This is a genomic window from Marinobacter gudaonensis (assembly GCF_900115175.1).
GTDB lineage: Bacteria > Pseudomonadota > Gammaproteobacteria > Pseudomonadales > Oleiphilaceae > Marinobacter > Marinobacter gudaonensis.
In genome coordinates, this window is the sequence record NZ_FOYV01000001.1 from 1760874 (window position 1) to 1785155 (window position 24282).

Here is a 24282-nt window from a genome sequence, read left to right on the forward strand (position 1 = left end):
GAAAAGACTCCTGTCGCTGTGTCTTTCTGTCGTTGAAAGGTTCCGAGCCCCTGCGGCTCAGAGGTTCAGCCGTGAAGCCCCATGGCCTCGGCGGCTATGCGATTTTTCACCAGCCCGAGACCGTCGAGCCATCGCAGGCCGGTGTTGCGCAACCAGCGTACTGGCAACTCGTCCCGGGCGAAAAGCTGTTTGAAGCCCTCCATGGCCGCCATCATGGCCAGGTTCTCCCCTTTGCGCCGGCGCTGGTAGCGGGACAGAACCAGCTGGTGGGCGGGATCCAGGCCCGCCTGCCGGGCTCTTGTCAGCTCGCTCATCAGGGCGCGAACATCACCGTAACCCAGGTTGGCCCCCTGACCTGCCAGCGGGTGGATGGTGTGGGCAGCGTCCCCCACCAGGGCAAACCCCGGCAGGATGTAATCCTTGGCGTGGCGCTGGCGAAGTGGGAAGGCAAACCGGCGGGACACCGCCTCGACCGCACCCAGCTCGCGTTCAATGGCCCGCTCAAGCTCGCAGGCAAAGGCGCGATCGTCCAGGGCCATCAGCCGTTGGGCTTCGGTGGTGTCCTGGGACCAGACAATGGAACAGAAATGCTCCTCACCGGTTTCCGGCAACAGCGGCAGGAACGCCAGGGGGCCGGTCTGGGAAAACCGCTGCCATGCTGTATAGCGGTGGCTCTGGCTGGTACGAACCGTACAGACAATGGCCTGCTGGTCGTAGTCCCACTCCCGTGTCGGTAACCCCACCCACTGTCGCAATGGCGAATGAGCGCCGTCACAGCCCACCAGCAGACCAGCCGACAGTGATCGGCCATCCGCCAGATCCAACCGAAACCCCTCCGGATGCCTCTGGCAGCCGACCATCCTTGCGCCATCAAAAAGCGTTACCGTGCTCTCGGTCAGGGCAGAAAACAGGGCCTGTACGATGCGCCGATTCTCGACGATGGTGCCCAGGGCGCGGGTCTGGAGTTCGGCTGCCTCAAACCGGATACGGCCGGTGCCGTCGCCGTCCCAGACTGTCATCGTCTGGTACGGACAGTGGCGACCAGCAATGATATCTGGCCAGACATCCAGCTGTTCCAGCAGACGCTGACTGGCAAGCGACAGGGCACTGACCCTGGGCTCGAAATCGTCAACCGATGCGGCCACATCGGGCGCGCGCACCAGGCTGTCATGGTCAGCGCCCTCTACCAGGCCCACCTGCCAGCCCTGCCGGGACAGGCCGAGGGCCAGGGCCGAACCGATCATGCCACCACCGGCCACCAGGATATCGAAGCTGCCGGACTCACTCATGGCCAATGGTCTCCTGCGGGTGATTGCCGGGCCGGTCGATCACCGCACGCCGCCCGCCCAGTCCCATGGCCTTGCGGGCAAACCAGCGCTTGGCACCGGGCAGCAGATCCAGGCCTACCAGACCGGCATCGCGAGCGGCGACGACCGGCGCCATGGGCTGGCCAAACAGACGTATCAGGGAATCGGAAAACCGCACCGTCTGTTGCCAGTCCTGACGATGCAGGCTCTGGTAGCGGCCCAGCACTTCCAGATCACCAATGCCAAGGCCGTTCTCCTCCGCCAACCGGAACTGCTCAACCAGCGTCATCAGCCCCCGCAGCGCCAGATTGAAACCCTGACCGGCGACCGGGTGCAGCGCATGGGCGGCGTTGCCTACGAGGGCCACGCCCGGGCGCACCGGCTCGGACACCGTGGTCAGGGTCAGCGGGTAATGGTGGCAGGTGCCAATGCGGGTAAACCGGCCAAGCCGCCAGCCAAACCGCTTTTGCAGCCAGCGGCATTTTTCCTCGTCGGACAGCTCAAGCACCTGCCCCAGGGCGTCATCAGACAGGGTCCAGACCAGCGCCGACTGGTGCCCTGCGCGGGCCGGCGAACCGTGGGGCAGCAACGCCATGGGACCGGCCTCGGTGAAGCGCTCGAACGCGGTAAAGTCATGGCTGTCGCTGGTGGAGACATTGGCGATCAGGGCATTCTGGCCATAGCTGTGGCGATCGGGCTGGAACCCGAGTTTCTCCCGCAATCCCGATCGGCCGCCATCGGCCACCACCAGGCATCGGGCGGACATTTCACGGGTGTCATCGCCCTCCGACAGGCGCACCCGAACGCCGCCGGGCATGGGTATCATGTCGGTAACTTCCGCCGGCGCGCGCCACTGCACCCCTGTATCCAGCAGCTCCCGCATCAGGCAAAGGCCCATCCAGCGGTTGTCGGCCACATAGCCCAGGGCCTCCTGGCCGTGGTCGACGGCGTGCAATCGGGTGGCGCCAAAGTGGCCCCGGTCGGAAACGTGAATGTGCTTGATGGGCGTGGCATGCTCGGCCAACCGCTGCCACAGCCCCAGCTCCTCGAAGATCAGGCGTGAGCCCCAGGCAAGCGCCGTGGAACGGGCGTCGTAACTGGGCTGGTAACTCTCGGGCAGGGCATCCGGCGAAAGCGGAAAAGCCTCCACCACCGTAACCCGTAGCGACGGCACCGCCCGGGCCACCGCCAACGCCAAAGTCGCGCCGGCCAGACCGCCGCCGGCAATGATCAGATCGGTATCGAACGTGGCCACCGGGTGTCAGTCCGCCATCAGGGCTTCGATTTCAGCGATGGTCTTCGGCACCGCTTCGGTCAGCACCCGGCAGCCCTCTCTGGTGACCACCACGTCATCCTCAATGCGGATACCGATCCCCCGCCATTTCTCATCAACGCTGGTGTTGTCGGGAGCGATGTAGAGCCCCGGTTCCACCGTCAGAACCATGCCCGGCTCCAACTGGCGCCAGGCTTCGCCCACCTTGTAATCGCCCACGTCGTGCACGTCCAGGCCCAGCCAGTGGCCGGTGCGGTGCATGAAGAACGGCTTGTAGGCCTCGTTGGCGATGGCGTCTTCCAGGGTGCCGGACAGCAAGCCCAGATCAATCAGGCCCTGGGTCAGCACCTCGAGGGCGGCCTCGTGGGGACGATTCCAGTGGTTCTCCGGCGACACCGCCTCGATGGCACGGTACTGGGCCGCCAGAACGACCTCATAAAGGGCGCGCTGCTCCGGGCTGAATTTGCCGCTGATCGGGAAGGTACGGGTAATGTCCGACGCATAACACTGGTATTCGCAGCCGGCATCGATCAGTACCAGATCGCCCTCTTTCAGGGGGGCGCTGTTCTCTATGTAGTGCAGGATACAACCGTTGGCGCCACCGCCCACGATAGAGGGATAGGCGGTGGAACGGGCGCCATGTTCCATGAAGGTATGGATGAGTTCGGCCTCAAGGTTGTACTCGAAACCGCCTCGCCGTGCCCGCTTCATGGCGCGGCAGTGGGCCTCGGCGCTGATCTGGGCGGCCTTGGCCATCACTTTGATTTCGCTGGCGCTCTTGTACAGCCGCAAATCGTGCAGCAGGTGTTCCAGGGCCACGAATTCCCCGGGCGGATGCGCGCCGCTGCGCACCTTGCTGCGAATCATCTTCACCCAGTCCATGACCCTGGCATCGAAGTGATCGTCCTTACCCAGCGGGTAGTACACCCGGCTGCGGCCCTCGATCATGCCCGGCAGGATGTCGTCGATATCGGAGATCGGGAAGGCATCGTCCAGCCCATAGCGCTCTATCGCGCCCTCAGGGCCGACGAGAAAGCCGTCCCATAGCTCTTTTTCGGGGTTACGCTCCTTGCAGAAAAGCACCGACTCGCCGTGCTCCCGCCCCGGGATCAGGGCCAGCACCGCCTCCGGCTCACCAAAACCGGACAGGTAGTGAAAATCGCTGTCCTGACGGAACGGGTGCAGAACATCCCGGTTGCGAACGCGCTCGGGCGCCGCGGGGATAATGGCGATACTGTCTGGCGCCATGCGCTCCATCAGTTTGCGGCGGCGCTCGGCAAATTCCTTAACGGGGATCATGGAATTCATCATCTCTCCTGCAATCGGGACCCGGCTTAATGCAGGGTCGGCGAATCGGACTTCGGTGGTTCTGGCGCATTGAATTCGGTGAACACGGCCAGCGCACCGAGCCGGATATATTCGGTGATTTCCAGAAGCTGCTGCTCGCTTTCCTCGTCGGCTTCCTCATCTTCGGACAGCTGGCTGATGGCCACCATATCCTCGATCAGCTCGCGGATCTCATCGGGCGCCTGGCCCAGGGACTCACCGGCAGACAACGCCATCCCTTCCAGAAAACCGCGCACCCAGGATACCAGCGCTTCCAGCCTTTGCTCGATGGCATAGTCATCATCCGGTAGCAAAGGATGGAAACTCATGTCGGCGGATTTCAAGAGTTCCAGGGTTTGCTCGTAGGCCCTGTTCATGAAAGGCGCCAGGTCAGTCGATTCTTCTGCCGCCTGCTCGGGCAACCCCATGTGCTCGCATACCATGGCCAACCATTCCGGCTCGTTGATCCGGGATCCGGCGGCCAGACGGCCACACAGGGCACCGTGCAGCTCAGAGGGGTGGCTGAATGCCTTGTGGGTGGTAAAGACGTTGGCCCAGCGCTCGAATTCAGCGGCGCGGGCAGCGCCGGTGGCGTCGGTTTCTGACATGAAACAGGCAGATCCTGTGTTGTTGAATTAGGGCCCTATCCTAGCATTCGGGGCGGGGCAAGGCACTGCCTGTTGATTTTTATCCGGCACCATATCAATATGTTATAACGTATCATTTCCAGCTAAGGAAAACTTTATGAATCCAGCCCAACTGACCGGCTGTCTATTGGCGCTAACGGTCGCAGTGACCGCCAGCACCAGCGCCGCCAGCGACGACAACCCCGGCGCCCATGAACACGGCAACGCCGAACTCCAGCTGGCCGTGGAAGGCAACCGTATCGACCTGCTGTTCACCTCACCGGCCTATAACCTGCTCGGCTTTGAGCACAGGGCCCGTACCGGCGAACAGAAGACTGCCGTACAGGAAACCACCCGCTGGCTGGGTGCGACGCCCCTGGTCGACACCACAGACCCCAGCTGCAAGGTCATGGAAGCCGATGTGCAACATCAGTCCGGTGCTGACGGACACGATCACCACGAGCACAGATCCGGGCACTCCGGGTCAGAGCATCCGGAATCAACCCACACCGATTTCGAAGTCGCCCAAACACTCAGCTGCGCCGGCCTCGGCGACGGCACTACCCTGTCGACGCCGCTGACCGGGCGTTTTCCCGAGATCGAGCACCTGAGTGTCGAGTGGGTCTGGTCCGGTGGTCAGGGTTCCGAGCGCCTGGAACAGGGCGTGGACCGGTTCAGCCTGGACGTTAACTAACAGCCGCCTTGGGCCGCCGCGAATTCACTCGGTGTAGGGCTCAACCTCGGTTGCCACCATCGAGTAGGACGAGGTGCCAATATCGTTCTCTGTGCGTTCGATCACCAGCTTGCCCTCGATCCACACAGGGTCGTACAGCGCCTCAAGGGTAAAGCCCTCGCGGTACTTCACGTGGATAATCTGGTTAGGAGGGGGTGGCGGTACGTGAATGCAGGCACCGTAGTAAGGCACCAGGAAGAATTCCAGGATGCGCATGTCTTCGGTGGTTTTCAGGGGCACCACAAAGCCCGGGATCCGACCCTCAACATTGCCCATCTCCGGCACCACGCGCCCGGTCATGATTTCATCGGGCAACAGGGGCGCGCCATCGCCCTCGTGGTCAATCTCTGGCATATTCTCCAGCAGTGCGAGATCCTCCGCCGGCATCAGTTCAAGCCAGTCGATCTCCCGGGTTTCAGTGCGGCCGGTTGTGGGCAGCGACAACAACAGTGCAAGCATCGTGAGACAGGACAGCGCGAAACGCGAACGTGCCGGGAAAAACATCATCGGACCATGGACTCCTGACAGTCAAAAGGGCAAGCCGCCATCATACATGGGCGAGACGGCAATCAACATGAACACCAAGACAGACACAACCGGCCCCGGTTTCCAAAACGAGCAAACGGCCATCGAAGTCCGCGGTCTCTCCTTCTCGTGGTCAATGGAACAGGCACCGCTGACTTTCCCCGACATCCACCTGAGCCAGGGAGAGCATCTGTTTATCCATGGCCCCAGCGGTTGCGGCAAAAGCACCCTGCTGAGCCTTCTTGCCGGCATGCTGCGCCCGGCCGGCGGCACCATTGACATCCATGGCACCGACATCCACCGCCTGGGCGCGGGCGCCCGGGACCAGTTCCGGGCCGACCACATGGGTGTCATCTTCCAACAGTTCAATCTTGTTCCCTACCTGACCACCCTCGGAAACGTAACCCTGCCCTGCGGCCTCTCGGCGATTCGCAGACAACGCTGCGAACCGGATCCGCAAAACGAAGCAGAGCGTCTGCTCACCGCGCTATCGATCCCGGTGGATCACTGGCATCGCAAGATTACCCGCCTGAGCATCGGTCAACAGCAGCGCATTGCCGCCGCACGGGCATTGATCGGCACCCCCCGGGTGATTCTCGCGGACGAGCCCACCTCGGCCCTTGATGCCGATAACCGTGACCGGTTCCTGGAACTGCTTCTGACCCTCGCCCGGCAGCACCGCACATCGGTGCTGTTTGTCAGCCACGATCAGTCCCTCGCCGCCCACTTCGACAACCGCCTGGCGCTCGGGAGCGAACAGCCATGAAAGCACGCCTCGCCCTGTCCTTGGCCATGGCCAGCCTCTGGCACCGCCGGAAGGTCCTTGCCCTGGTGTGCCTGACTCTGACCCTGAGCGTGTCACTACTGCTGGGCATCCAGTATCTGCGCACCGAGGTCCGGCAGTCCTTCACCAGCACCATCAGCGGCACCGACCTGATTGTCGGAGCCCGAAGCGGCCAGTTGAACCTGCTGCTGTACACGGTGTTTCATATCGGCGATGCCACCAACAACATACGCTGGTCGACCTACCAGAAACTCAGGGAAGACAACCGCCTGGACTGGCTGATCCCGATCTCCCTGGGCGACAGCTACCGGGGCTACCGGGTGGTGGCAACGGACGAGAACTTCCCGGCCCACTTCCGCTACGGACGCGACCTGCCCCTGGAACTGGCCCAGGGCCAATGGTTCGAAGGTGTGTTCGACGTGGTGCTCGGTGCAGGCGTTGCGCGAACCCTGGGGCACCAGGTGGGAGAGGACATTGTCCTGTCCCACGGAGGCGGCCGAACCAGTTTTTCCAATCACCAGGACACCCCGTTCACCGTAACCGGTATTCTGGCCCCCACCGGCACCCCCGTGGACCAGGCCGTCTACATAGGTCTGGATGGAATGGAAGCCATGCACGTGGGCTGGGAATCCGGTGTTGCCATACCAGGGCGGACTCTCAGCCGTGAGCAGGCCCAGGGGCGCGACTTCACCCCCGATGCGATCACCGCCGCCTTCGTGGGCATTGAACGGCCGATTCTGACTTTCCGCATCCAGCGGGAAATCAATCAGTTTACCGGCGAGCCGCTCTCGGCCATTCTGCCCGGCGTTGCCCTGAGCGAGCTCTGGCGGCTGATGGGCCAGTTCGAGACGGCACTGCTGGGCATCACCGGATTTGTGGTGGCAACCAGCCTGATCGGGCTGGCGGCGGTGCTGCTGACACTGCAGGCACAACGGGCCCACGAAATTGCCGTGCTACGCGCTACCGGCGCCTCGCCCGGGCTGATTGCCTCGCTGTACCTGCTGGAGTGCCTTGGTCTTGCCCTGGCCGCCTGCGTCCTGGCCCTGTTGATCGGCACCCTGGCCATAGCCCTGGCCAGTCCCTGGCTGCTGAATGAATACGGCCTGCAGCTCAGCCTGCGCCCGTTGACCCTGAGCGAGTGGTCGCTTCTGGCCTCGGTGCCGATAGCGGCACTGGTCGTTGCTCTGATCCCGGCCGTCAACACCTGGCGCCAGAGCCGTCGCCAGGGCTTTGGCGGGGCCTCGGATCAGTGATGGCCGTCACGTTGGACCGCGATGACAAGCCTGTAAATTGACCGACTTACCGTCCACACTTATAGTTGGTTACAACTCTCTCAAACCACCGTTGGGCACGTCATGGAACAGTCCGAAGTACAGGCATTAGCGGACAAGCTGGACAGGCTGATTGAACGCTGTCAGAAACTCGAGCGGGACAACGCAACTTTGCGGGAACTGCAGGACGACTGGAACCGGGAACGGGCCCAGCTGATGCAGAAGAACGATCACGCGAAGCACAAGATCGAAGCCATGATCAGCCGCCTTCGGGCCCTGGAGCATCACTGATGGCACAGCAATCCACTACCGTTGAGGTGAAAATCCTCGACAAGGAATACCTGGTCGCCTGCCCCGAGGAAGAACAGGAAGCGCTGCTTCGGGCGGCCCGCCACCTCGACAGCAAGATGCGGGAGATCCGCTCCGGCGGCAAGGTATTCGGTACCGAGCGCATTGCGGTCATGGCCGCCCTGAACATCACCCACGAACTGCTGGAGCGGGACACCATGTCCGACGCCACCAGCAGCCTGCTGCGGGCGATGGACAGCAAACTGAGCGGCGCCCTCGGCGACGGATCCGGCCGGTAACCTCCGGAGATTCCCGGACAGGTGTTGCAATCGGCCCCGGACCTGCCCGTATAATGAGTCTAACTTCCTGGGCTGTTCGGGATAGTCGGATACGTCCTCGAGCCGATGCGCACTACCCAGGTGGCTACTTCAGGGCATTGTGAGCACGTCCCCGAAAGGGGAAAGCCTAATATGTCACAGCGGCCACCGACCTTGAACTTTGGGTTCAAGGGCCACATCCGATAACGGCAGCCCGGGAAGCTTTATTTTGAGCCAGTTTATCGAGCCCCAACCGTTTCAATCCCATCCAGATACCATTTCGCGCGGCGCCCTGCGCAAGCGTCTGCGCCATCAGCGACGTTCACTCAGCTTCGAACAGCAGCAGCAGGCTGCCGAGAACCTCGCCCTGAACCTGCTGAAGAATCCGGACCTGCACCGCGCGCGGCATGTGGCCATCTACCTCCCCAACGACGGCGAGATTGATCCCCACGTTTACCTGGACATCGCACGGCGCAAGGGTGTCCGTTTCTATCTGCCGGTATTGCACCCGATCCATGAGGGTCGACTGGTGTTCAGCCCCTATTACGATGGCGTGGAGCTGACCGCCAACCGCTTCGGCATTCCTGAGCCTGCCTTCAGCAAAGGTCTTCGGCGGCCGGTCTGGGCACTGGATGCGGTTCTGTTTCCATTGGTGGGTTTTGACGAACACGGAGGCAGACTGGGCATGGGCGGCGGCTTCTACGACCGTACCTTTGCTTTCAGCCGGTTACGGCCAAGACTGGCGCCCAAGCTGATCGGCCTGGCCCATGATTTTCAGAAAGTGGACAAGCTGCCCATCGAGCCCTGGGATGTGCCGTTACACAGCGTGGTCACCGATAAACAGCGTTACCGGTTCAGAGGTGGGCTCGCTACCTGAGCGGCACCCACAAGGGCACTGGCCCGGGGGCCGTTGTCTTCAGAGGCGTGGATGGAGGTGAAACCGGTAATCACCAGGCCGATGGCGAAAATCAGCACAATGGCTTTGATGATGTCAGGCTTGCCGCCCATGGTTTCAGTTCCTCGAAATGCGATGTTGAAAACGTCGAAAAATCAGTGAGCTATTCTTGACTTCAAGAATCAGAAGAAAGACTAACACCTATCTCGACTTTTACAATTTTTGACAGATTAAAATTAAGTAAGCTTTCTCCGCGGCGACCGGCCGGGGTCTGGTGGAGCTTTCCAAAACTGTGCGGAGCCATGGATGGCGGAGCCAAGCGTACAGGGACGTATTTACAGCGTGTTTTGGAAAGCTCCACCAGACCCCGGCCTACTCCGAGTTAGTTCGATCGCGCATTTCCCTGCCCAAGAAACAGCTGATAGGCCTCGTTATCCGTCATGTTTTCATAGCGGAAACCGACCTTGTCGAGCATCTTCTCGAAGTCCTGCACTTCATCGTCTTCCACCTGAGCACCCAGCAGCACCCGGCTGTAGGCCGCACCGTGGTTCCGGTAGTGGAACATGGAAATGTTCCAGCGGGTGCCCAGTGACATCAGGAATTTGAGCAGCGCGCCCGGGCGCTCCGGAAACTCGAACTGGAACACCTTTTCGTTGGTGATGGTCGGCGCGTGGCCGCCCACCATGTGGCGAATGTGCTGCTTGGCCAGATCGCTGTCGGTGAGATCCACCACTGAGTACCCGTTTTCCCGCAGCTCCTGGACGAGATCCTCCCGGCCATGGCCGCCGGCGGCGATCTGGATCCCCACGAAAATGGTGGCGTTGGTGGCATCGGCGTAGCGGTAGTTGAACTCGGTAATGCTGCGCTTGTGCAGGGCATTGATGAAGGTCTTGAAAGCGCCCGGCTTCTCCGGAATGGTTACCGCCAGGATCGCTTCACGTTTCTCACCCACCTCGGTGCGCTCGGAGATATAACGCAGGCGGTCGAAGTTCATGTTGGCACCGCTCAGGGTAGCCACCAGGTTTTCGCCCTCGATCTTCTCACGCTCAATGTACTTCTTGATGCCCGCCACGCCCAGGGCCCCGGCGGGCTCGGCAATGGAGCGGGTATCCTCGAACACATCCTTGATGGCGGCGCAGATTTCATCCGTGGACACGGTGATCACTTCGTCCACATAGTCCTTGCAGATCTCCCACGGGTGCTTGCCGATCTGCTTGACCGCCACGCCGTCGGCGAAGATGCCCACTTCATCAAGCACCACCCGCTTGCCCGCCTTCATGGCCGCCTGCAGGCAGTTGGAGTCGTCCGGCTCCACACCAATCACCTTGATCTCCGGACGCAGGTACTTGATGTAGGCGGCCATGCCGGCAATCAGGCCGCCACCGCCCACACAGATGAAGATGGCGTGAATCGGCTTGCTGAACTGCCACAGGATCTCCATGGCCACCGTGCCCTGGCCGGCAATCACGTCCGGATCATCGTAGGGGGGGATATAGGTGTAGCCGTGCTTCTTGATCAAGTCCTGGGCATGGGCGGCCGCCTCGTCAAAGGCATCGCCCTTGAGAACCACCCGGGCACCGTGATCACGCACCGAACGCACCTTGATCTCCGGCGTGGTCTGGGGCATCACAATCACCGCCTTAATGCCCAGATTCTTGGCCGCCAGGGCCACGCCCTGGGCATGGTTGCCGGCCGAGGCGCAGATAACCCCTTTGGCTTTCTGCTCTTCAGAGAGCTGCGCAATCCGGTTGTAGGCGCCACGAATCTTGAAGGAAAACACCGGCTGAAGGTCTTCCCGCTTGAGCATAATATTGTTGCCAAAGCGCTTGGACAGACTGCGGGCTTCAGTAAGGGGTGTTTCGATGGCCACGTCATAGACGCGCGCATCGAGAATCTTCTTGATGTAGCGTTGCGGCATAGCAGTTCCGGCTTCTGTTGGTTGGTGGCGGGTTGATTCAGCGGCCCGGCTGGGAAAAACCCACAGTGTAGAAACTTTGCACGGGGGCCGTCTATAAGCAGACCCGCACAAGACGCTATAATGCCGGCAAATCCATTCTGTTTTACCGCCGGAGCCCCAGATGACCCAGGACGAACTGAAAAAAGCCGTCGCCAAGGCCGCCATTGATTACATCAGCCCCCGCCTTAACAGCGAGAGCGTGATCGGTGTCGGTACCGGGAGCACCGCCAACTTCTTCATCGACATGCTGGCCGACCTGAAAACCGAATTCGATGGCGCCGTTGCCAGCTCCGAAGCCACCGCAGAACGCCTGAAAAGTCACGGCATCCCGGTCTACGATCTCAACAGCGCCGGTGAACTGGAGTTCTATGTGGACGGTGCCGACGAAACCAACGAACGCCTGGAGTTGATCAAGGGCGGCGGTGCCGCACTGACCCGCGAGAAAATCGTGGCCGCCGTCGCCAAGACCTTTATCTGCATTGCCGACGAGTCCAAAATGGTGGGTATCCTGGGAGCATTCCCCCTGCCGGTGGAAGTCATTCCCATGGCCCGCAGCCACGTAGGCCGGGAAATCGTGAGACTCGGCGGCGATCCTGTGTATCGTGAAGGCGTGGTGACCGACAACGGCAACATCATCATCGACGTCCACAACATGGATATTTCCCAGCCGATCCGGGTGGAGGAGCAGTTGAACAACGTGGTGGGCGTGGTCACCAATGGTCTGTTCGCCCGGCGGCGCGCCGATGTGCTACTGCTGGGCACCAAGGATGGTGTCAAAACCATCGAGAGTAAGGGCGCCTGATCGTCACAACAACACCGGACACAGCAAAGCTGGCCAGATGGGCCAGCTTTTTTATTGCCTGAAAAACGGAAAACCAAGCGCTTGCTTGGTTTCAGAATATGGGCGACACTGCTTCCCATTGATTCCGATCAGGGAGCTTTACCGTGTCCGATTATTTCAACGAAACTCACCAGCAGGTTCGGGCCACCGCGCGCAAATTCATCGATACCCATGTGCGTCCGCACATCGAAGACTGGGAAGAGGCAGGCGAATTCCCCAGGGATCTCTACGCGAAAGCCGGAGAGACAGGCCTTCTGGGCATTGGCTTCCCGGAATCGCTGGGCGGGGTTGGCGAGGGGGACATCTTCATGAAAGTGGCAGTGTCCGAGGAGCTTATGCGCTCCACGTCCGGCGGCCTGGTTGCCGGCCTCGGCTCCCTGGATATCGGACTGCCTCCTGTGGCCAAATGGGCAAAACCGGAAGTCCGCGAAAGAATCGTTCCGCCGGTACTGCGGGGCGAGAAAATTGCAGCGCTGGCGGTAACCGAACCGGGAGGCGGCTCGGACGTCGCCAACCTCAAGACCCGCGCGGTGCGCGACGGCGACCACTACATCGTGAACGGCAGCAAAACCTTCATCACCAGCGGCCTGCGCGCCGACCACTACACGGTGGCGGTACGCACCGGCGGCGATGGCCACGGCGGCATCAGCCTGCTGCTGATTGACCGGGACATGCCCGGATTCTCCACCGGCAGGAAACTGCGCAAAATGGGCTGGTGGGCCAGCGACACCGCCGAGCTGTTCTTTGAGGACTGCCGGGTACCCGCAGATCGCCTGATCGGCGCCGAGAACGCCGGCTTCATCGCCATCATGAGCAACTTCCTGTTTGAACGACTCAGCCTGTCGATCATGGCGTACATGACCGCGCAACTGGCCTACGAGGCGGCCCTGGAGCACACCCGTCAGCGGCAAGCCTTCGGCCGCTCCATCGCCGGCTTTCAGGTCACCCGCCACAAGCTGGTGGACATGGCCACCCAGATCGACGTTGCCCGGGAATACACCTACCGCTGCGCGGCCCTGATGCAGGCCGGCAAGAATCCGATCAAGGAGGTGGCGATGGCCAAGAACTTTTCGGTGGATGTCTGCGAGAAGGTCACCCGGGAGGCGGTGCAGCTGTTCGGTGGCATGGGCTACATGCGGGAAACCGTGGTCGAGCGCCTGTATCGGGACGCCAAGATTCTCTCGATTGGCGGCGGTACCACCGAAATCATGAAGGAGCTCATTGCCAAGCAGATCAGACTCTGACCTCTGAGTTTCGGGTTGGCCGCTTTTACTGACCCAGCCTGCCCGGTTTGGGGGGCGGGCCGCGTCAGCGGCTTTTCCAAAACACGCTACAAGCACATCCATGTGCGCTTGTTTCGGGCCATCCATGGCCCTCTACAGTTTTGGAAAAGCCACTGACACGCCCCGTTCGGACACTGTGCAGTCCTCATATTAAATACGGCGCTCTTTGTTTCGTGCTTACTTCGACGGCTTTTCTCAGAGGTTCGGGCGGGTATCTGGCGGGACCTTCCGAAAACGTGGAGCGCCAGGGATGGCGCGACCGAGCCCTACAGGGATGTATTCACGGGCGTTTTTCGGAAGGTCCCGCCAGATACCCGCTTGCACCAAAGCCCGGCATAGCAGGCCAATAAACCAGCGACCAAGGTTTAGTTTCGAACCGCAGGAGACTTCCGTATAATTGCGCCCACTTTTTAACCGCAGTTAAACGTACCTTGAACGTACCAGGAAGGATCGCACATGCAATTCGACAACATCCCCGCAGGCAAGAACCCGCCTGAAGACATCTACGTTGCCATCGAAATCCCGGCCAACAGCTCGCCGGTGAAGTACGAGCTCGATAAAGACATGGGCGCCCTGCTGGTTGACCGGTTCATGGCCACGCCCATGTTCTACCCGGCAAACTACGGCTTCATCCCGCACACCCTGGCCGACGACGGCGACCCCCTGGACGTGCTGGTGGTTACCCCCTACCCGGTACAGGCCGGCTCCGTGATTCGCTGCCGCCCTGTGGGTGTGCTGAACATGGAAGACGAAGCAGGCGGCGACGCCAAGCTGGTGGCAGTGCCTCACGACAAGCTGACCACCACCTACCACGACGTGAAGGACATTGACGATCTGCCGGAACTGCTGCGCGACCAGATCAAGCACTTTTTCGAGAACTACAAGACCCTGGAGCCCGGCAAGTGGGTGAAGGTGCAGGGTTGGGATAACGCGGACGCGGCGCGCAAGGCCATTGTTGATTCCATCAACAACTACAAGGGCTGATCGCCGCCTCCCAACAAAAAACCGGGCAGCAGCCCGGTTTTTTTTATGTCTCCCGCAGGCCAATCAGCCCCGCGACAGCAAATCCCGCATATCGCTGATGGCCGCGTTGGCCCGGGACAGGTAAGCCGCCATCGTCAGGGAGTGGTTGGCCAACACGCCAAAGCCACTGCCGTTCAGGATGACCGGGCTCCACATCTCGCCCTGGGTTCCCTCGAGCTCGATGATGATCTGCTTAAGGCTGGCCATGGCGTTCTTGTCCTGCAGCACCTTGCGGAAATCCACTTCGATCGCCCGGAAGATATGCAGCAGCGCCCAGGCGCTGCCACGGGCCTCGTAAAAAACGTCGTCCACTTTGGTCCAGGGAGTCTGCACTTCATTGGCGCCGGTTTCCTCGGCAAGCGGATTACCTTCTTCCACGTTGGCCACCGCGTCTGAAACCGAGGCCTTGCCCACGCTTTCGCCCAGGTTTCTGGAAAGGCTACCGAGACGGGTCTCGAGATCTGCCAGCCAGCTGTTCAGGTTATCGGCGCGAGCAAAGAACTGGGCGTTGGCCTGCTCGGGTGCGCTGAGCCGGTTCAGATAACGCCTGAGCGCCTCGATGCCACGGCGGTACTCGGCCTCGGTGGACGGAATGGCCCAGCTTTCGCTGTCGAAGTGGAACTGGGGTTCTGCGATCACCAGGTCCGGATCTTCGGCAGACTGGCTCTGGGACCGCGCGATATCCCGCCGCATGGCACGGGAGAGGTCCCGCAACTGAACCAGGACGCCGTACTCCCAGTTGGGAATGTTGTCGAGCCAGACGCCCGGCGGGAAGATGTCATTGGAGAGGTAGCCGCCGGGTTTCTCCAGCAGGGTTTCGGCGATGCGAATCATAGTCGTGGTGGTGGCAAAACCGGTAATCGGCTCCCGCTCCATGGCGTTTGCCACCGACCGGGTGTGTTCACGCACCGAGAAGGTATCGGGCTCACTGCTCCAGTACATCCCGAGAACCACCGCTACCAGCAGGTACACGCCAACCACGGCCAGGATCAGTTTGCCGATGACGCTACTGCCGCCGGCGTAATCCTGCACATCCTCTTTCCTGTCCCTGAAATACTGTCTGATTCTGCCTGGCATAGAGCACTCAATCCCCTGTCTGTTGGTTATCAGCGGCAAACGGTCGACCCAGATGGTACCCCATGGCCCCGTCAATACCCAGCTGACAGAGTACAGAGTATTCGGCCGCCGTTTCCACTCCCGTGGCAAACACCTTCACACCGCGACTGTGGGCAATCGCCAGCACCGACTCCACGTAAAAGCGGTTGTCCTCGTGGGTGTCGATGTCGTGAATGAAGCTGTTATCGATACGCAACCCCTGAAACCTCAGATTTCTAAGGTAGCTGAAGGGCACGCCGCCCACGCCGAAGCGGTCCACAAGCACCGGAACACCCCGGCGCCCCAGCGCACGCACCAGCAGGCCCGCCGCCGTGCGGTGGTGATGAATGGCCTGTTCAGAGATGCCAATCCAGAGGTTGCCTGCAAGCTGGCCCGCCTGGTCCAGTTGCGCCAGCATATCCGAGCGGAAGCTCTCGCTGGCGACCGAGGCATTGCCGAGAGTGATGGCCAAGGGCTGGTCCGGAAAGGTTCGCAGCCGTTCCAGTACCCGTTCAATGAGCAGGCGATCGAGATCGGCAATCAGACCAAAACGCTCGGCCAGCGGCACAAAGGTACCCGCCTTCAACGACCCCTCCGCCGAATCGATGCGGGAGAACACCTGATGGTAAACCGGCATCAGCCGACCCTCATTCACCATGGGCTGTAGCCATAGTGCCAGCGTCCTCTGGCGTATGGCCTGGCTGATGATGACTCTCCAGGTTTCGAGGTTGTGGTGGCCGTCCCGCTCGGGGTCCGCCAGATGACAGCCACTGCCGTTCCGGTTCTGGGCGGTTCGCAGGGCCTCGTCGGCGGCCGCCATCAATTCCCTGGCGCCCCGCCCTTCCAGCGTTTTTGCCAGGCCGGCATGAACTGCGGTATCGATGGGTGACGCCAGGTCGGCGTAAACACCGTCGAGGTCCGCAACCAGCTGCCGGCACCAGACGCCGGCATCGGCCGCCATCACACCGGGAAGAAAAATCGCAAACTCGGCGCCGGTGCGGCGCCCGGCAAAGGCGCCTGCATGCTGGTTCACGAAGTCCGACACGACGCTCGCCACCCGCAGCAACAGGCGGTCGGCGTCGTTACGACCGTACGCCTGATTGTAACCGGCAAAGTCCGCCAGCTGGATCAGGATCAACATCCCCGGCGCCGCCTTCTCCTCGGATTCCACTTCCACCTTGAGGCGCTGATCGAATGCACTGCGGCTGGCCAGACCGGTCACCGCATCCTCGTTGTTGACCCGGCGCAGGTGCTGGATCAGTTTGGCCTGCCCTTCAAAGAGCTGGCCGAGATCGTCGGCCATCCGGTTCATGGCCTCGGTAACCTGATTGATCTCCCGGGTGGAGGTCACCGACACCCGCTTCCGGAAGTCTCGCTGACCAAGGGCCCTGGCCTGGTCTTCCAGTGCCAGCAGAGGTTGCAGGGTTCTTCGCAACAGCAGGAACACCGCGAACAGTCCCAGGCCGCCGATGATAGCAGTGCTGGTGGTCAGCCCCACGGTAATGCGCCACAGGTCCTGATAGGCCCTGCCCGGGTGGCTGATGACCTGCACCGTGCCCAGCCGGCTCCAGCCCCGGACCACCTCTGCCTCAGCCACCGGCAACGGTAGATCTGCCAGTGACCTGAACCAGGACGGCACCGCTATGTTCTGAAGGGTCATGGCACGACCTGCGATCTGCTCGTCCTGGTGATTCCGGTAGCTGATGGAGAGGTAACGACCACTGTCGAACACCGAATCGATCAGCGACGCCGCCGCAACCGGGTCGCGACCGTCAATGGCGTTGGAGAGCGACAGACCGATGGCGGTGGCGCCATCACGGGCATGGCCGGCCAGCTGATCCGACACGTAATCGCGGAAATAGCCGTAGCTGGTCACGAACACCGCCGCCAGCAATGTGATCAAAAGAGCGCCGGTGAGGATCAGGAGAATGGTGCGCAGGGTCGCCACTCCCCGCTGACTGCGTTGCTTGATGAACTGCTTCCGTGCCATGGAGGTGTCTCCGGACAGGCCGTGCGGCAACTGGCGGGCCGATTGTGACCTGCACCTCAGAGTTGACAAACATTTACACAGCGCAACCTACGCCGACAACATTAAACACTATAGACTCTGCAAAAGGACTAAGGTTGAAAAAGTGGTCCGGGGCGAGACCACCAAAAACGAAAAAAAGAGACAGGCCGGAGCAGCATGAACGACGAAAGCCAGAAGGAAAAACTCAGGCAGCATTTCGCACGCCGTGTCACAACCCAGGCCCGGGTTGTTCTGGACACCTGGCAGAAGATCCATGAAAACCGGGAATCGGCCCCCGGTCATCGCAACGAATTCGTTGCAGCCATCGACAAGTTGGTACGCTACGCCCAGCGGTTCGAAATGGCCAGCCACGCAAGGGCCGGCGATTCGCTCCGTGAACTGACCAACCAGTGGGAGCCGGGAACGCCACTGGACGATGCCCTTGCCCGACAGCTGCAGGATGCCATTGAGAGCCTGTCCCACAGTACCCTGCGCCGCACCGACCTGAACAGTACCGAAGCCCCACATCAGTTCCGTCGCACCCCGGTGTACATTGCCCTGGCCAACCAGGAGATGGCCGGCCGCCTCATCCGTCAATTGGAGTTCTTTGGCTTTCGCGCCTCAGCGTTTGCCAGCGCATCGGAACTGAACGAGGCCTGCGCCCTGCATAAACCCGAAACCATCCTGGTGGATGTCAATTTCACCGGCGAAACCAACGCCGGCATCGCCACCATCGAGACGCTTCAGGAACGCCACGACACGCCCATTCCCATCATTTTCATGAGTGACGAGGATGGTTCCATCGAGACCCGCCTGCGCGCCTCGCGATGCGGCGGCGAGGAGTTTTTCTACCCGGCTGTAGACCCCGGGCAATTGATCGAGAAAATCGAGACCTACACCCACGGCAACACCGTCGAACCTTACCGGGTACTGGTGCTGGACGACTCCCGGGCTCAGGCCAAGTACATGGAGACAGTGCTGAAGAAGGCGGGCATGACCGCCCACATCATCACCGACCCCATGCAGATCATCCATGCCCTGGAAGAATTCTCGCCGGAGATCATCATTCTCGACATGTACATGCCCGGGTGCACCGGCATGGAGATTGCCCGGGTCATCCGTCAGCAGGACCGCTTCCACAGCGTGCCCATCATCTACCTCTCGGCGGAAGAGGACGTCACCAAGCAGTTGCATGCCATGAGCCTCGGCGGTGATGACTTCCTGACCAAGCCCATCGACCCGAAACACCTGATTGCCACCATCCACAACCGTGGCCGTCGGGCGCGCTCGCTTCTGGCCCTGATGATCCGTGACAGCCTGACCGGCCTGTTCAATCACACTCACACCCTGCACCTGCTGGACCAGGAGATTGTCCGGGCCCGTCAGAAAGACCAGCCGCTGTGCTTCGCCATGATCGACATTGACTACTTCAAGAAGGTAAACGACACCTTCGGTCACCCGATTGGCGACCGCGTCCTCAGAAGCCTGTCGATGTTTCTCAAGCAGCGGCTGCGCAAGACCGATCACATCGGCCGGTACGGCGGCGAGGAATTTGCCATCATCCTGCCCAATACCCGCCCGAGCGATGCCCGCAACGTGCTCAACGAGATCCGGGAGCGGTTTTCGGAGTTGCAGCAGCCGGCCGGCGATCGGGAGTTCAACGTCACCTTCAGCTGTGGCATTGCGGCCTGGAACAACGAAACGTCCCAGGCCCTGTGCGAGCGGGCCGACCGCGCCCTCTACGCCTCCAAGGAACACGGTCGCAACTGCGTTACCCTGGCCGAGACCTGAGTTCGGCAGCCAGCTCCCCCTCCCTGCTCCGACACCAGCCAGCCGGGCGCGGCACCTGACCGCCCCGGCCCCGGGCTTTATGAAACCAACGTCGTATGGAAGTTCCGGCCATCGTTGACGACAATTCCTGTCATCAGCAAAAAGGTCCGGTTTCGATTCATTTGCCGTCTTTTTACGACCAATGGACAACACGGACGAATGTCAAAAAGTGTTGATCTGAGGGATATAAGCACGCACCATTGGGTGAACATGCCGTTAAATTCGGCGATCCTGTAAAAAGACACCAAGGCAGCCAGCACCATGTCGACAATTCTCGTACTCCATGGCCCCAACCTCAACATGCTCGGCAGCCGCGAGCCAGAGGTCTATGGCTACGAGACCCTGGCCGACATCGATGACCGCCTGCGCTCGGTAGCGGCCGAACACGGCCACCACCTGCTGCACCTGCAGTCGAACGCGGAGTACGAGCTGATCGAACGGGTGCACGAGGCGCGTGCGGAGGGCGTGGATTTCATCATCATCAATCCGGCCGCCTTCACCCACACCAGCGTCGCACTCAGGGATGCCATGCTGGCCGCCGGCATCCCCTTTATCGAAGTGCATCTTTCCAACGTGCATGCGCGGGAACCCTTCCGCCATCACTCCTATTTCTCGGATATCGCCGAAGGCGTTATCTGTGGGTTGGGCAGCCAGGGGTACGATCTCGCCCTCAAGGCCGCCCTGACACGCATTCACCGATAGAACTGACACACGGGACTGGACTGACTATGGATATTCGCAAAATCAAGAAACTGATCGAGCTGCTCGAGGAATCCGACGTCGAGGAGCTGGAGATTCACGAAGCCGACGATTCGGTACGCATCTCCCGTCGCCGCGAACCCGCCGCAGGCACCCAATACGTGAGCCATTACCCGGCGCCCGCGCCGGCACCCCAGCCCGCTCAGGCCCAGGGTGGCTCCGCACAGGCATCCGAGGAATCCTCGGCACCGGCCGCACCTTCCGGCCACACCGTCAAATCGCCGATGGTCGGCACTTTCTACCGCTCGCCCTCACCCACGGCCAAGGCTTTCGTGGAAGTCGGCCAGAGCGTGAACGTGGGTGACGTCATCTGCATCGTTGAAGCCATGAAGATGATGAACCAGATCGAGGCCGACAAGAGCGGCACCATTACCGAGATCCTGGTCGAGAATGGCCAACCGGTAGAGTTTGACCAGCCCCTGGTCGTCATTTCCTGAACGCGGTGATAGCAACCCATGGCCATGTTAGAGAAAGTTCTGATCGCAAACCGGGGTGAAATTGCCCTCCGGATTCTGCGCGCCTGCAAGGAGCTGGGCATCAAGACCGTGGCGGTGCATTCCCAGGTCGACCGCGATCTGATGCACGTGCGGCTCGCCGACGAGTCTGTCTGCATTGGCCCCAACAGTGCGACCGACAGCTACCTGAATATTCCAACCATCATCAGCGCGGCCGAAGTGACCGACGCCGTGGGCATCCACCCCGGCTACGGGTTCCTGGCCGAGAACGCCGACTTTGCCGAGCAGGTTGAGAAGAGCGGATTCCGCTTCATCGGCCCCAAGGCCGAAACCATCCGCCTGATGGGCAACAAGGTGTCGGCCATCAACGCCATGATCAAGGCGGGCGTGCCCACGGTGCCCGGGTCCGACGGCCCCCTGAATGATGACGAGGAACGCACCCTGCGCATCGCCCGGGAAATCGGTTATCCGGTGATGATCAAGGCGGCCTCTGGTGGGGGCGGCCGGGGCATGCAGGTGGTGCATTCGGAAGCGGCCCTGCTCAAGGGCGTGCAGATTACCCAGAGCGAGGCCCGCAACGCCTTTGGCGACCCCACCGTGTACCTCGAGAAATTCCTGGAAGCGCCCCGGCATGTGGAAGTGCAGGTGCTGGCCGACATGCACGGCAACTGCATCCACCTGGGCGACCGTGACTGTTCGATGCAGCGTCGCAACCAGAAGGTTATTGAGGAGGCGCCCGCGCCCAACGTCAACCCGGAATCCCGGGAACGCACCCTCAAGGCCTGCGTGGATGCCTGCAAGGAAATCGGCTACGTGGGCGCCGGTACGTTCGAGTTCCTGTACCAGGACGGAGAATTCTACTTTATTGAAATGAACACCCGGGTCCAGGTGGAGCATCCGGTGTCGGAAATGGTGACCGGCGTGGACATCGTGCGCGAGCAGTTGCGCATTGCCAGTGGTCTGCCCCTGCAGTACACCCAGGATGATATCCGCATTTCCGGGCACGCCATGGAATGCCGGATCAACGCCGAGGACCCGAAGACCTTCGTTCCCAGCCCCGGCAAGGTCAAGCATTTCCATGCGCCGGGTGGCAATGGCGTGCGGGTGGATTCCCATCTGTACAGCGGCTACACGGTACCGCCCTACTACGACTCCCTGGTGGCCAAGCTGATCACCTGGGGCGACGACCGGGATATTGCCCGGCGCCGGATGAAGAACGCGCTGGACGAGCTGGTCGTCGAGGGCATCAAGACCAACCAGTCCCTGCATCGAAAACTGGTACGCGATGGTGGCTTTAAAACGGTAGACTTCACCATCCACTACCTCGAGAAACTGATGCGGGAATAACCATGCCCTGGATACAACTCCAGATCCCGGCTGATCCGGACAACGCGGATCAGCTGGAGGATCTGCTCATGGAGATGGGCTCGGACGCCGTCTCCATGGAGGACGCCGCCGACCAGCCCCTGTACGAACCCGACCCCGGCACCACGCCCCTGTGGAGCCAGACCACCGTGACCGGCCTCTTTGACTCCGACCGGGACGTTGAGCAGCTGTGCGCCGACATCCGCGATGCCTGGCACCAGAGAACCCAGCAGGACCTGCCTGAAATCGAGGTAAGCCTGGTGGAGGACAAAGACTGGGAACGGGCCTGGATGGACGACTTCCAGCCCTTGAGATTTGGCGACCGGCTCTGGATCGTACCCAGCTGGCATCAGGCGCCCGATCCCAAGGCGGCCAACCTTATGCTCGACCCCGGGCTGGCCTTCGGTACTGGCACCCATCCCACCACCGCCCTGTGCCTGGAATGGCTTGACGGGCAGGACGTCCAGGGCAAACAGGTCATCGACTACGGCTGCGGATCCGGCATCCTGGGACTGGCCGCACTGCTGCTCGGCGCCGAACACGTGGTGGGCGTGGACACCGATCCCCAGGCCCTGGAGGCCAGCCGTGAGAATGCCCGTCGCAACGACATCGACGAGCAGCGGCTGGACCTGTACCTGCCCGATAATGAGCCAGACACCCACGCCGATATCATGCTCGCCAACATCCTGGCGCAACCGCTGATCGGCCTGGCTCCTCATCTGGCGGCCCGGACCCGGCCTGGTGGCGCCCTTGTTCTGTCAGGCATACTGTCCACCCAGGCCCGCGAGGTGATGGCGGCCTACGAGCCCTGGTTTGTGATGGACGAGCCGGAGCAGAGGGAAGAGTGGATACGCCTCACAGGACGGCGCATCGACAGATGACGAACCCGGCCGTAACGACTAAACTCCGACAGTCGTAGCCCCGTCGCTTTCAGGAAGAAGCATGACCCAGAGCAGCCTGCAGACACAGTGCCCCAAATGCCAGACCCGGTTCAGGGTCACGGAAGAGCAACTTGGCGTTGCCAAGGGCAAAGTGCGCTGCGGCAACTGCATGAACGTGTTCAACGCCATTGAGCACCAGATCATGCCGGGCAGTTCTGCCGGCAATCGCCCTTCTCCAGCCCCGTCCCGACCTTCTGATACAGCCTCGTCCGGCGCCAGCGAGGAGGACTTCGTATTTGCGGACAATCCCGAGGAAGATGCCGCAGAGGGCCGATACGCTGGCAGCAAACTGACCTTTTCCGACGACGAGCTCAGCGACAGCTTCCGCAGCTTCGACGAGCGCGACCAGAGCGACTACAAGGACGTTGAGGACGACCACTCCGAGCAACCGGTGGATGAAAGCTGGGCGGAAGCGATTCTCGACGACGAACCGGAGCCCCGCAAGCCGTCAACCACGACAGCGAAGAGAGCCAGACCCGATCCAGAGCCGGAACCGGAGGCTCCCGCGAAGCCCGAACCGAGTCCGGACATCGGTGCCGAATTGAGCCTGGAAGAAGAACCCACCTACCAGAGCTCGCCGGCCACAAAGCCCTCGCTGACAACCGCTGCGACTTCTTCGCCGGAGGGTTCGGGCAGCGATGCCGCCATCGAATTCGAGACACCGGAACGGCAAGAAGACAGCTTCCGGGCCGATCCGCCCTTCCGGGATCTCCGCCGGGAACCCGTGGCCGTCGACAGCGGCAGGGGAGGCAGCCTGCGCACCGTTATCTGGAGCCTGATTGTACTCGCCCTGGTCGGGGTCCTGGTGGCACAGGTGACCTGGTTCCAGTTTGATCGGCTGTCGGCCATCCCCGAACTTCGCCCCTTCTACGAGAAGGGCTGCGAACTGGCGGGCTGCGAACTCAAGCCCCTGATTGATGTTGATGCCATCCAGAGCCGCAAGCTGGTGGTGCGTACCAATCCGGACAACCGCTCGCAGCTGGTGGTGGACGCGGTCATCATTAACCGGGCCGACTTCGAGCAGCCATTCCCGGCCATTGCCCTCACCTTCTCCAACCTCAATGGCGACGTTGTAGCCCAGAGCCTGTTCACCCCGGAGGAGTACCTCGCCGGCGAGGGCAAAGAGCTCGAGACCATGCCCCCGGAAACACCGGTGCGCATCGCCATCAACATCCGTGACCCTGGTCGCGATGCGGTCAATTACAACATTCTGTTCCGCCCTTACGCGCCCTGACACCGGCGCACGCCGGCACCGGCATCAGGAAACACGGGCTCCGCTACAGCGCACCGGGGCCAGCTCAACGCACAAAAGTCAACCAGACAGCGCGAAAAATAATCAGTTTTTTCGCCCCCAGGCCCCTTCAATCAACGTGCCCCCGG

The 24282-nt window shown here is 61.4% G+C and carries 24 protein-coding genes and 1 other RNA gene; 16 read left to right on the forward strand and 9 right to left on the reverse strand.

The genetic code is table 11. From position 1 onward, the window contains the following. Positions 1 to 65: 65 nt before the first annotated feature. The 4 genes from BM344_RS08085 to BM344_RS08100 are packed head-to-tail and all read right to left on the reverse strand — an operon-like array spanning position 66 to position 4514. Positions 66 to 1289 (reverse strand): FAD-dependent monooxygenase, encoded by a 1224-nt coding sequence (locus tag BM344_RS08085; protein WP_091988060.1) that lies wholly within the window; start codon positions 1287 to 1289, stop codon positions 66 to 68. Then, positions 1282 to 2562 (reverse strand): 2-octaprenyl-6-methoxyphenyl hydroxylase, encoded by a 1281-nt coding sequence (gene ubiH, locus BM344_RS08090; RefSeq protein WP_091988062.1) that lies wholly within the window; start codon positions 2560 to 2562, stop codon positions 1282 to 1284. The genes BM344_RS08085 and ubiH overlap by 8 nt, the downstream gene beginning before the upstream one ends. A gap of 6 nt (positions 2563 to 2568) precedes the next feature. Then, positions 2569 to 3888, reverse strand: a complete 1320-nt coding sequence (gene pepP, locus BM344_RS08095; protein ID WP_091988064.1) for a Xaa-Pro aminopeptidase — start codon at positions 3886 to 3888, stop codon at positions 2569 to 2571. Positions 3889 to 3914: 26 nt separating this feature from the next. After that, on the reverse strand, positions 3915 to 4514 hold the full coding sequence (locus tag BM344_RS08100; RefSeq protein ID WP_091988067.1) for a UPF0149 family protein: 600 nt from the start codon (positions 4512 to 4514) through the stop codon (positions 3915 to 3917). 136 nt (positions 4515 to 4650) lie between these two features. On the opposite strand from BM344_RS08100, the gene BM344_RS08105 reads away from it, so the two are divergent. Continuing rightward, complete coding sequence (locus BM344_RS08105; protein WP_091988070.1) at positions 4651 to 5226, forward strand: ZrgA family zinc uptake protein; 576 nt, start codon at positions 4651 to 4653, stop codon at positions 5224 to 5226. 24 nt (positions 5227 to 5250) lie between these two features. Here BM344_RS08105 and BM344_RS08110 read toward each other — a convergent pair whose 3' ends face one another. Beyond that, entirely contained in the window at positions 5251 to 5772 is a 522-nt protein-coding gene (locus tag BM344_RS08110; RefSeq protein ID WP_091988073.1) for a DUF3299 domain-containing protein, read from the reverse strand. Positions 5773 to 5839: 67 nt separating this feature from the next. Between BM344_RS08110 and BM344_RS08115 the strand changes: the two genes are divergently transcribed. The 6 genes from BM344_RS08115 (at position 5840) to BM344_RS08140 (ending at position 9327) form a co-directional block, all read left to right on the forward strand. Further along, entirely contained in the window at positions 5840 to 6556 is a 717-nt protein-coding gene (locus BM344_RS08115; RefSeq protein ID WP_091990919.1) for an ABC transporter ATP-binding protein, read from the forward strand. Further along, complete coding sequence (locus BM344_RS08120) at positions 6553 to 7827, forward strand: ABC transporter permease (protein WP_091988076.1); 1275 nt, start codon at positions 6553 to 6555, stop codon at positions 7825 to 7827. Before BM344_RS08115 ends, BM344_RS08120 begins: the two co-directional genes overlap by 4 nt. Before the next feature lie 102 nt (positions 7828 to 7929). Further along, positions 7930 to 8136: a TIGR02449 family protein gene (locus BM344_RS08125; RefSeq protein WP_091988079.1), complete on the forward strand. Its 207-nt coding sequence runs from the start codon at positions 7930 to 7932 to the stop codon at positions 8134 to 8136. Beyond that, positions 8136 to 8432, forward strand: coding sequence for a cell division protein ZapA (locus tag BM344_RS08130; protein WP_091988083.1), 297 nt, complete (start codon positions 8136 to 8138; stop codon positions 8430 to 8432). Before BM344_RS08125 ends, BM344_RS08130 begins: the two co-directional genes overlap by 1 nt. Before the next feature lie 61 nt (positions 8433 to 8493). Next, a non-coding RNA gene (ssrS, locus tag BM344_RS08135) (6S RNA) lies at positions 8494 to 8675 on the forward strand. Positions 8676 to 8679: 4 nt separating this feature from the next. Continuing rightward, entirely contained in the window at positions 8680 to 9327 is a 648-nt protein-coding gene (locus BM344_RS08140) for a 5-formyltetrahydrofolate cyclo-ligase (RefSeq protein WP_091988086.1), read from the forward strand. Here BM344_RS08140 and BM344_RS17560 read toward each other — a convergent pair. Together BM344_RS17560 and ilvA are read right to left on the reverse strand one after the other, a co-directional pair. Continuing rightward, positions 9297 to 9458 (reverse strand): hypothetical protein, encoded by a 162-nt coding sequence (locus tag BM344_RS17560; protein ID WP_167363225.1) that lies wholly within the window; start codon positions 9456 to 9458, stop codon positions 9297 to 9299. The two genes, BM344_RS08140 and BM344_RS17560, sit on opposite strands and share 31 nt — an antisense overlap. Before the next feature lie 269 nt (positions 9459 to 9727). After that, entirely contained in the window at positions 9728 to 11467 is a 1740-nt protein-coding gene (ilvA, locus tag BM344_RS08145; RefSeq protein WP_265734092.1) for a threonine ammonia-lyase, biosynthetic, read from the reverse strand. On the opposite strand from ilvA, the gene rpiA reads away from it, so the two are divergent. The 3 genes from rpiA to ppa all read left to right on the forward strand — a co-directional run bounded on the left by rpiA (position 11424) and on the right by ppa (position 14410). After that, positions 11424 to 12104: a ribose-5-phosphate isomerase RpiA gene (rpiA, locus tag BM344_RS08150; protein WP_091988092.1), complete on the forward strand. Its 681-nt coding sequence runs from the start codon at positions 11424 to 11426 to the stop codon at positions 12102 to 12104. The genes ilvA and rpiA overlap by 44 nt on opposite strands. A 143-nt stretch (positions 12105 to 12247) precedes the next feature. Beyond that, positions 12248 to 13387 carry an acyl-CoA dehydrogenase family protein gene (locus BM344_RS08155; RefSeq protein ID WP_091988095.1) on the forward strand — a complete coding sequence of 380 codons (1140 nt, stop codon included), beginning with the start codon at positions 12248 to 12250 and terminating at the stop codon, positions 13385 to 13387. 495 nt (positions 13388 to 13882) lie between these two features. Beyond that, the gene (gene ppa, locus BM344_RS08160) at positions 13883 to 14410 is read left to right on the forward strand and encodes an inorganic diphosphatase (RefSeq protein WP_091988097.1); all 528 of its coding nucleotides are present in this window, start codon (positions 13883 to 13885) and stop codon (positions 14408 to 14410) included. Positions 14411 to 14473: 63 nt separating this feature from the next. Here ppa and BM344_RS08165 read toward each other — a convergent pair whose 3' ends face one another. After that, complete coding sequence (locus BM344_RS08165; protein ID WP_091988100.1) at positions 14474 to 15526, reverse strand: DUF2333 family protein; 1053 nt, start codon at positions 15524 to 15526, stop codon at positions 14474 to 14476. Between the two features lie 7 nt (positions 15527 to 15533). Next, a complete protein-coding gene (locus BM344_RS08170; protein WP_091988103.1) occupies positions 15534 to 17534 on the reverse strand; it encodes a bifunctional diguanylate cyclase/phosphodiesterase in 2001 nt (666 codons plus the stop codon). 195 nt (positions 17535 to 17729) lie between these two features. Between BM344_RS08170 and BM344_RS08175 the strand changes: the two genes are divergently transcribed. The 6 genes from BM344_RS08175 (at position 17730) to BM344_RS08200 (ending at position 24136) form a co-directional block, all read left to right on the forward strand. After that, positions 17730 to 19343, forward strand: coding sequence for a diguanylate cyclase (locus tag BM344_RS08175; RefSeq protein WP_091988106.1), 1614 nt, complete (start codon positions 17730 to 17732; stop codon positions 19341 to 19343). A 300-nt stretch (positions 19344 to 19643) separates the two neighbouring features. Further along, positions 19644 to 20084, forward strand: coding sequence for a type II 3-dehydroquinate dehydratase (gene aroQ / locus BM344_RS08180; protein WP_091988109.1), 441 nt, complete (start codon positions 19644 to 19646; stop codon positions 20082 to 20084). A gap of 26 nt (positions 20085 to 20110) precedes the next feature. Next, the gene (gene accB, locus BM344_RS08185; RefSeq protein ID WP_091988112.1) at positions 20111 to 20578 is read left to right on the forward strand and encodes an acetyl-CoA carboxylase biotin carboxyl carrier protein; all 468 of its coding nucleotides are present in this window, start codon (positions 20111 to 20113) and stop codon (positions 20576 to 20578) included. Positions 20579 to 20596: 18 nt separating this feature from the next. Beyond that, positions 20597 to 21943, forward strand: coding sequence for an acetyl-CoA carboxylase biotin carboxylase subunit (accC, locus tag BM344_RS08190; RefSeq protein ID WP_091988115.1), 1347 nt, complete (start codon positions 20597 to 20599; stop codon positions 21941 to 21943). A gap of 2 nt (positions 21944 to 21945) precedes the next feature. Next, complete coding sequence (prmA, locus tag BM344_RS08195) at positions 21946 to 22842, forward strand: 50S ribosomal protein L11 methyltransferase (protein WP_091988118.1); 897 nt, start codon at positions 21946 to 21948, stop codon at positions 22840 to 22842. Between the two features lie 61 nt (positions 22843 to 22903). After that, positions 22904 to 24136: a DUF3426 domain-containing protein gene (locus BM344_RS08200; RefSeq protein WP_091988121.1), complete on the forward strand. Its 1233-nt coding sequence runs from the start codon at positions 22904 to 22906 to the stop codon at positions 24134 to 24136. Positions 24137 to 24282 lie beyond the last annotated feature (146 nt).

Coding starts and splice junctions, on each gene's coding strand:
- BM344_RS08130 (WP_091988083.1), top strand. CDS start 8,136: ATGGCACAGCAATCCACTACCGTTGAGGTGAAAATCCTCGACAAGGAA.
- prmA (WP_091988118.1), top strand. CDS start 21,946: ATGCCCTGGATACAACTCCAGATCCCGGCTGATCCGGACAACGCGGAT.
- BM344_RS08170 (WP_091988103.1), bottom strand. CDS start 17,534: ATGGCACGGAAGCAGTTCATCAAGCAACGCAGTCAGCGGGGAGTGGCG.
- BM344_RS08200 (WP_091988121.1), top strand. CDS start 22,904: ATGACCCAGAGCAGCCTGCAGACACAGTGCCCCAAATGCCAGACCCGG.
- aroQ (WP_091988109.1), top strand. CDS start 19,644: ATGTCGACAATTCTCGTACTCCATGGCCCCAACCTCAACATGCTCGGC.
- accC (WP_091988115.1), top strand. CDS start 20,597: ATGGCCATGTTAGAGAAAGTTCTGATCGCAAACCGGGGTGAAATTGCC.
- BM344_RS17560 (WP_167363225.1), bottom strand. CDS start 9,458: ATGGGCGGCAAGCCTGACATCATCAAAGCCATTGTGCTGATTTTCGCC.
- BM344_RS08175 (WP_091988106.1), top strand. CDS start 17,730: ATGAACGACGAAAGCCAGAAGGAAAAACTCAGGCAGCATTTCGCACGC.
- rpiA (WP_091988092.1), top strand. CDS start 11,424: ATGACCCAGGACGAACTGAAAAAAGCCGTCGCCAAGGCCGCCATTGAT.
- ilvA (WP_265734092.1), bottom strand. CDS start 11,467: ATGGCGGCCTTGGCGACGGCTTTTTTCAGTTCGTCCTGGGTCATCTGG.
- BM344_RS08165 (WP_091988100.1), bottom strand. CDS start 15,526: ATGCCAGGCAGAATCAGACAGTATTTCAGGGACAGGAAAGAGGATGTG.
- BM344_RS08125 (WP_091988079.1), top strand. CDS start 7,930: ATGGAACAGTCCGAAGTACAGGCATTAGCGGACAAGCTGGACAGGCTG.
- accB (WP_091988112.1), top strand. CDS start 20,111: ATGGATATTCGCAAAATCAAGAAACTGATCGAGCTGCTCGAGGAATCC.
- BM344_RS08100 (WP_091988067.1), bottom strand. CDS start 4,514: ATGTCAGAAACCGACGCCACCGGCGCTGCCCGCGCCGCTGAATTCGAG.
- ppa (WP_091988097.1), top strand. CDS start 13,883: ATGCAATTCGACAACATCCCCGCAGGCAAGAACCCGCCTGAAGACATC.
- BM344_RS08085 (WP_091988060.1), bottom strand. CDS start 1,289: ATGAGTGAGTCCGGCAGCTTCGATATCCTGGTGGCCGGTGGTGGCATG.
- BM344_RS08105 (WP_091988070.1), top strand. CDS start 4,651: ATGAATCCAGCCCAACTGACCGGCTGTCTATTGGCGCTAACGGTCGCA.
- BM344_RS08120 (WP_091988076.1), top strand. CDS start 6,553: ATGAAAGCACGCCTCGCCCTGTCCTTGGCCATGGCCAGCCTCTGGCAC.
- BM344_RS08115 (WP_091990919.1), top strand. CDS start 5,840: ATGAACACCAAGACAGACACAACCGGCCCCGGTTTCCAAAACGAGCAA.
- BM344_RS08110 (WP_091988073.1), bottom strand. CDS start 5,772: ATGATGTTTTTCCCGGCACGTTCGCGTTTCGCGCTGTCCTGTCTCACG.
- pepP (WP_091988064.1), bottom strand. CDS start 3,888: ATGAATTCCATGATCCCCGTTAAGGAATTTGCCGAGCGCCGCCGCAAA.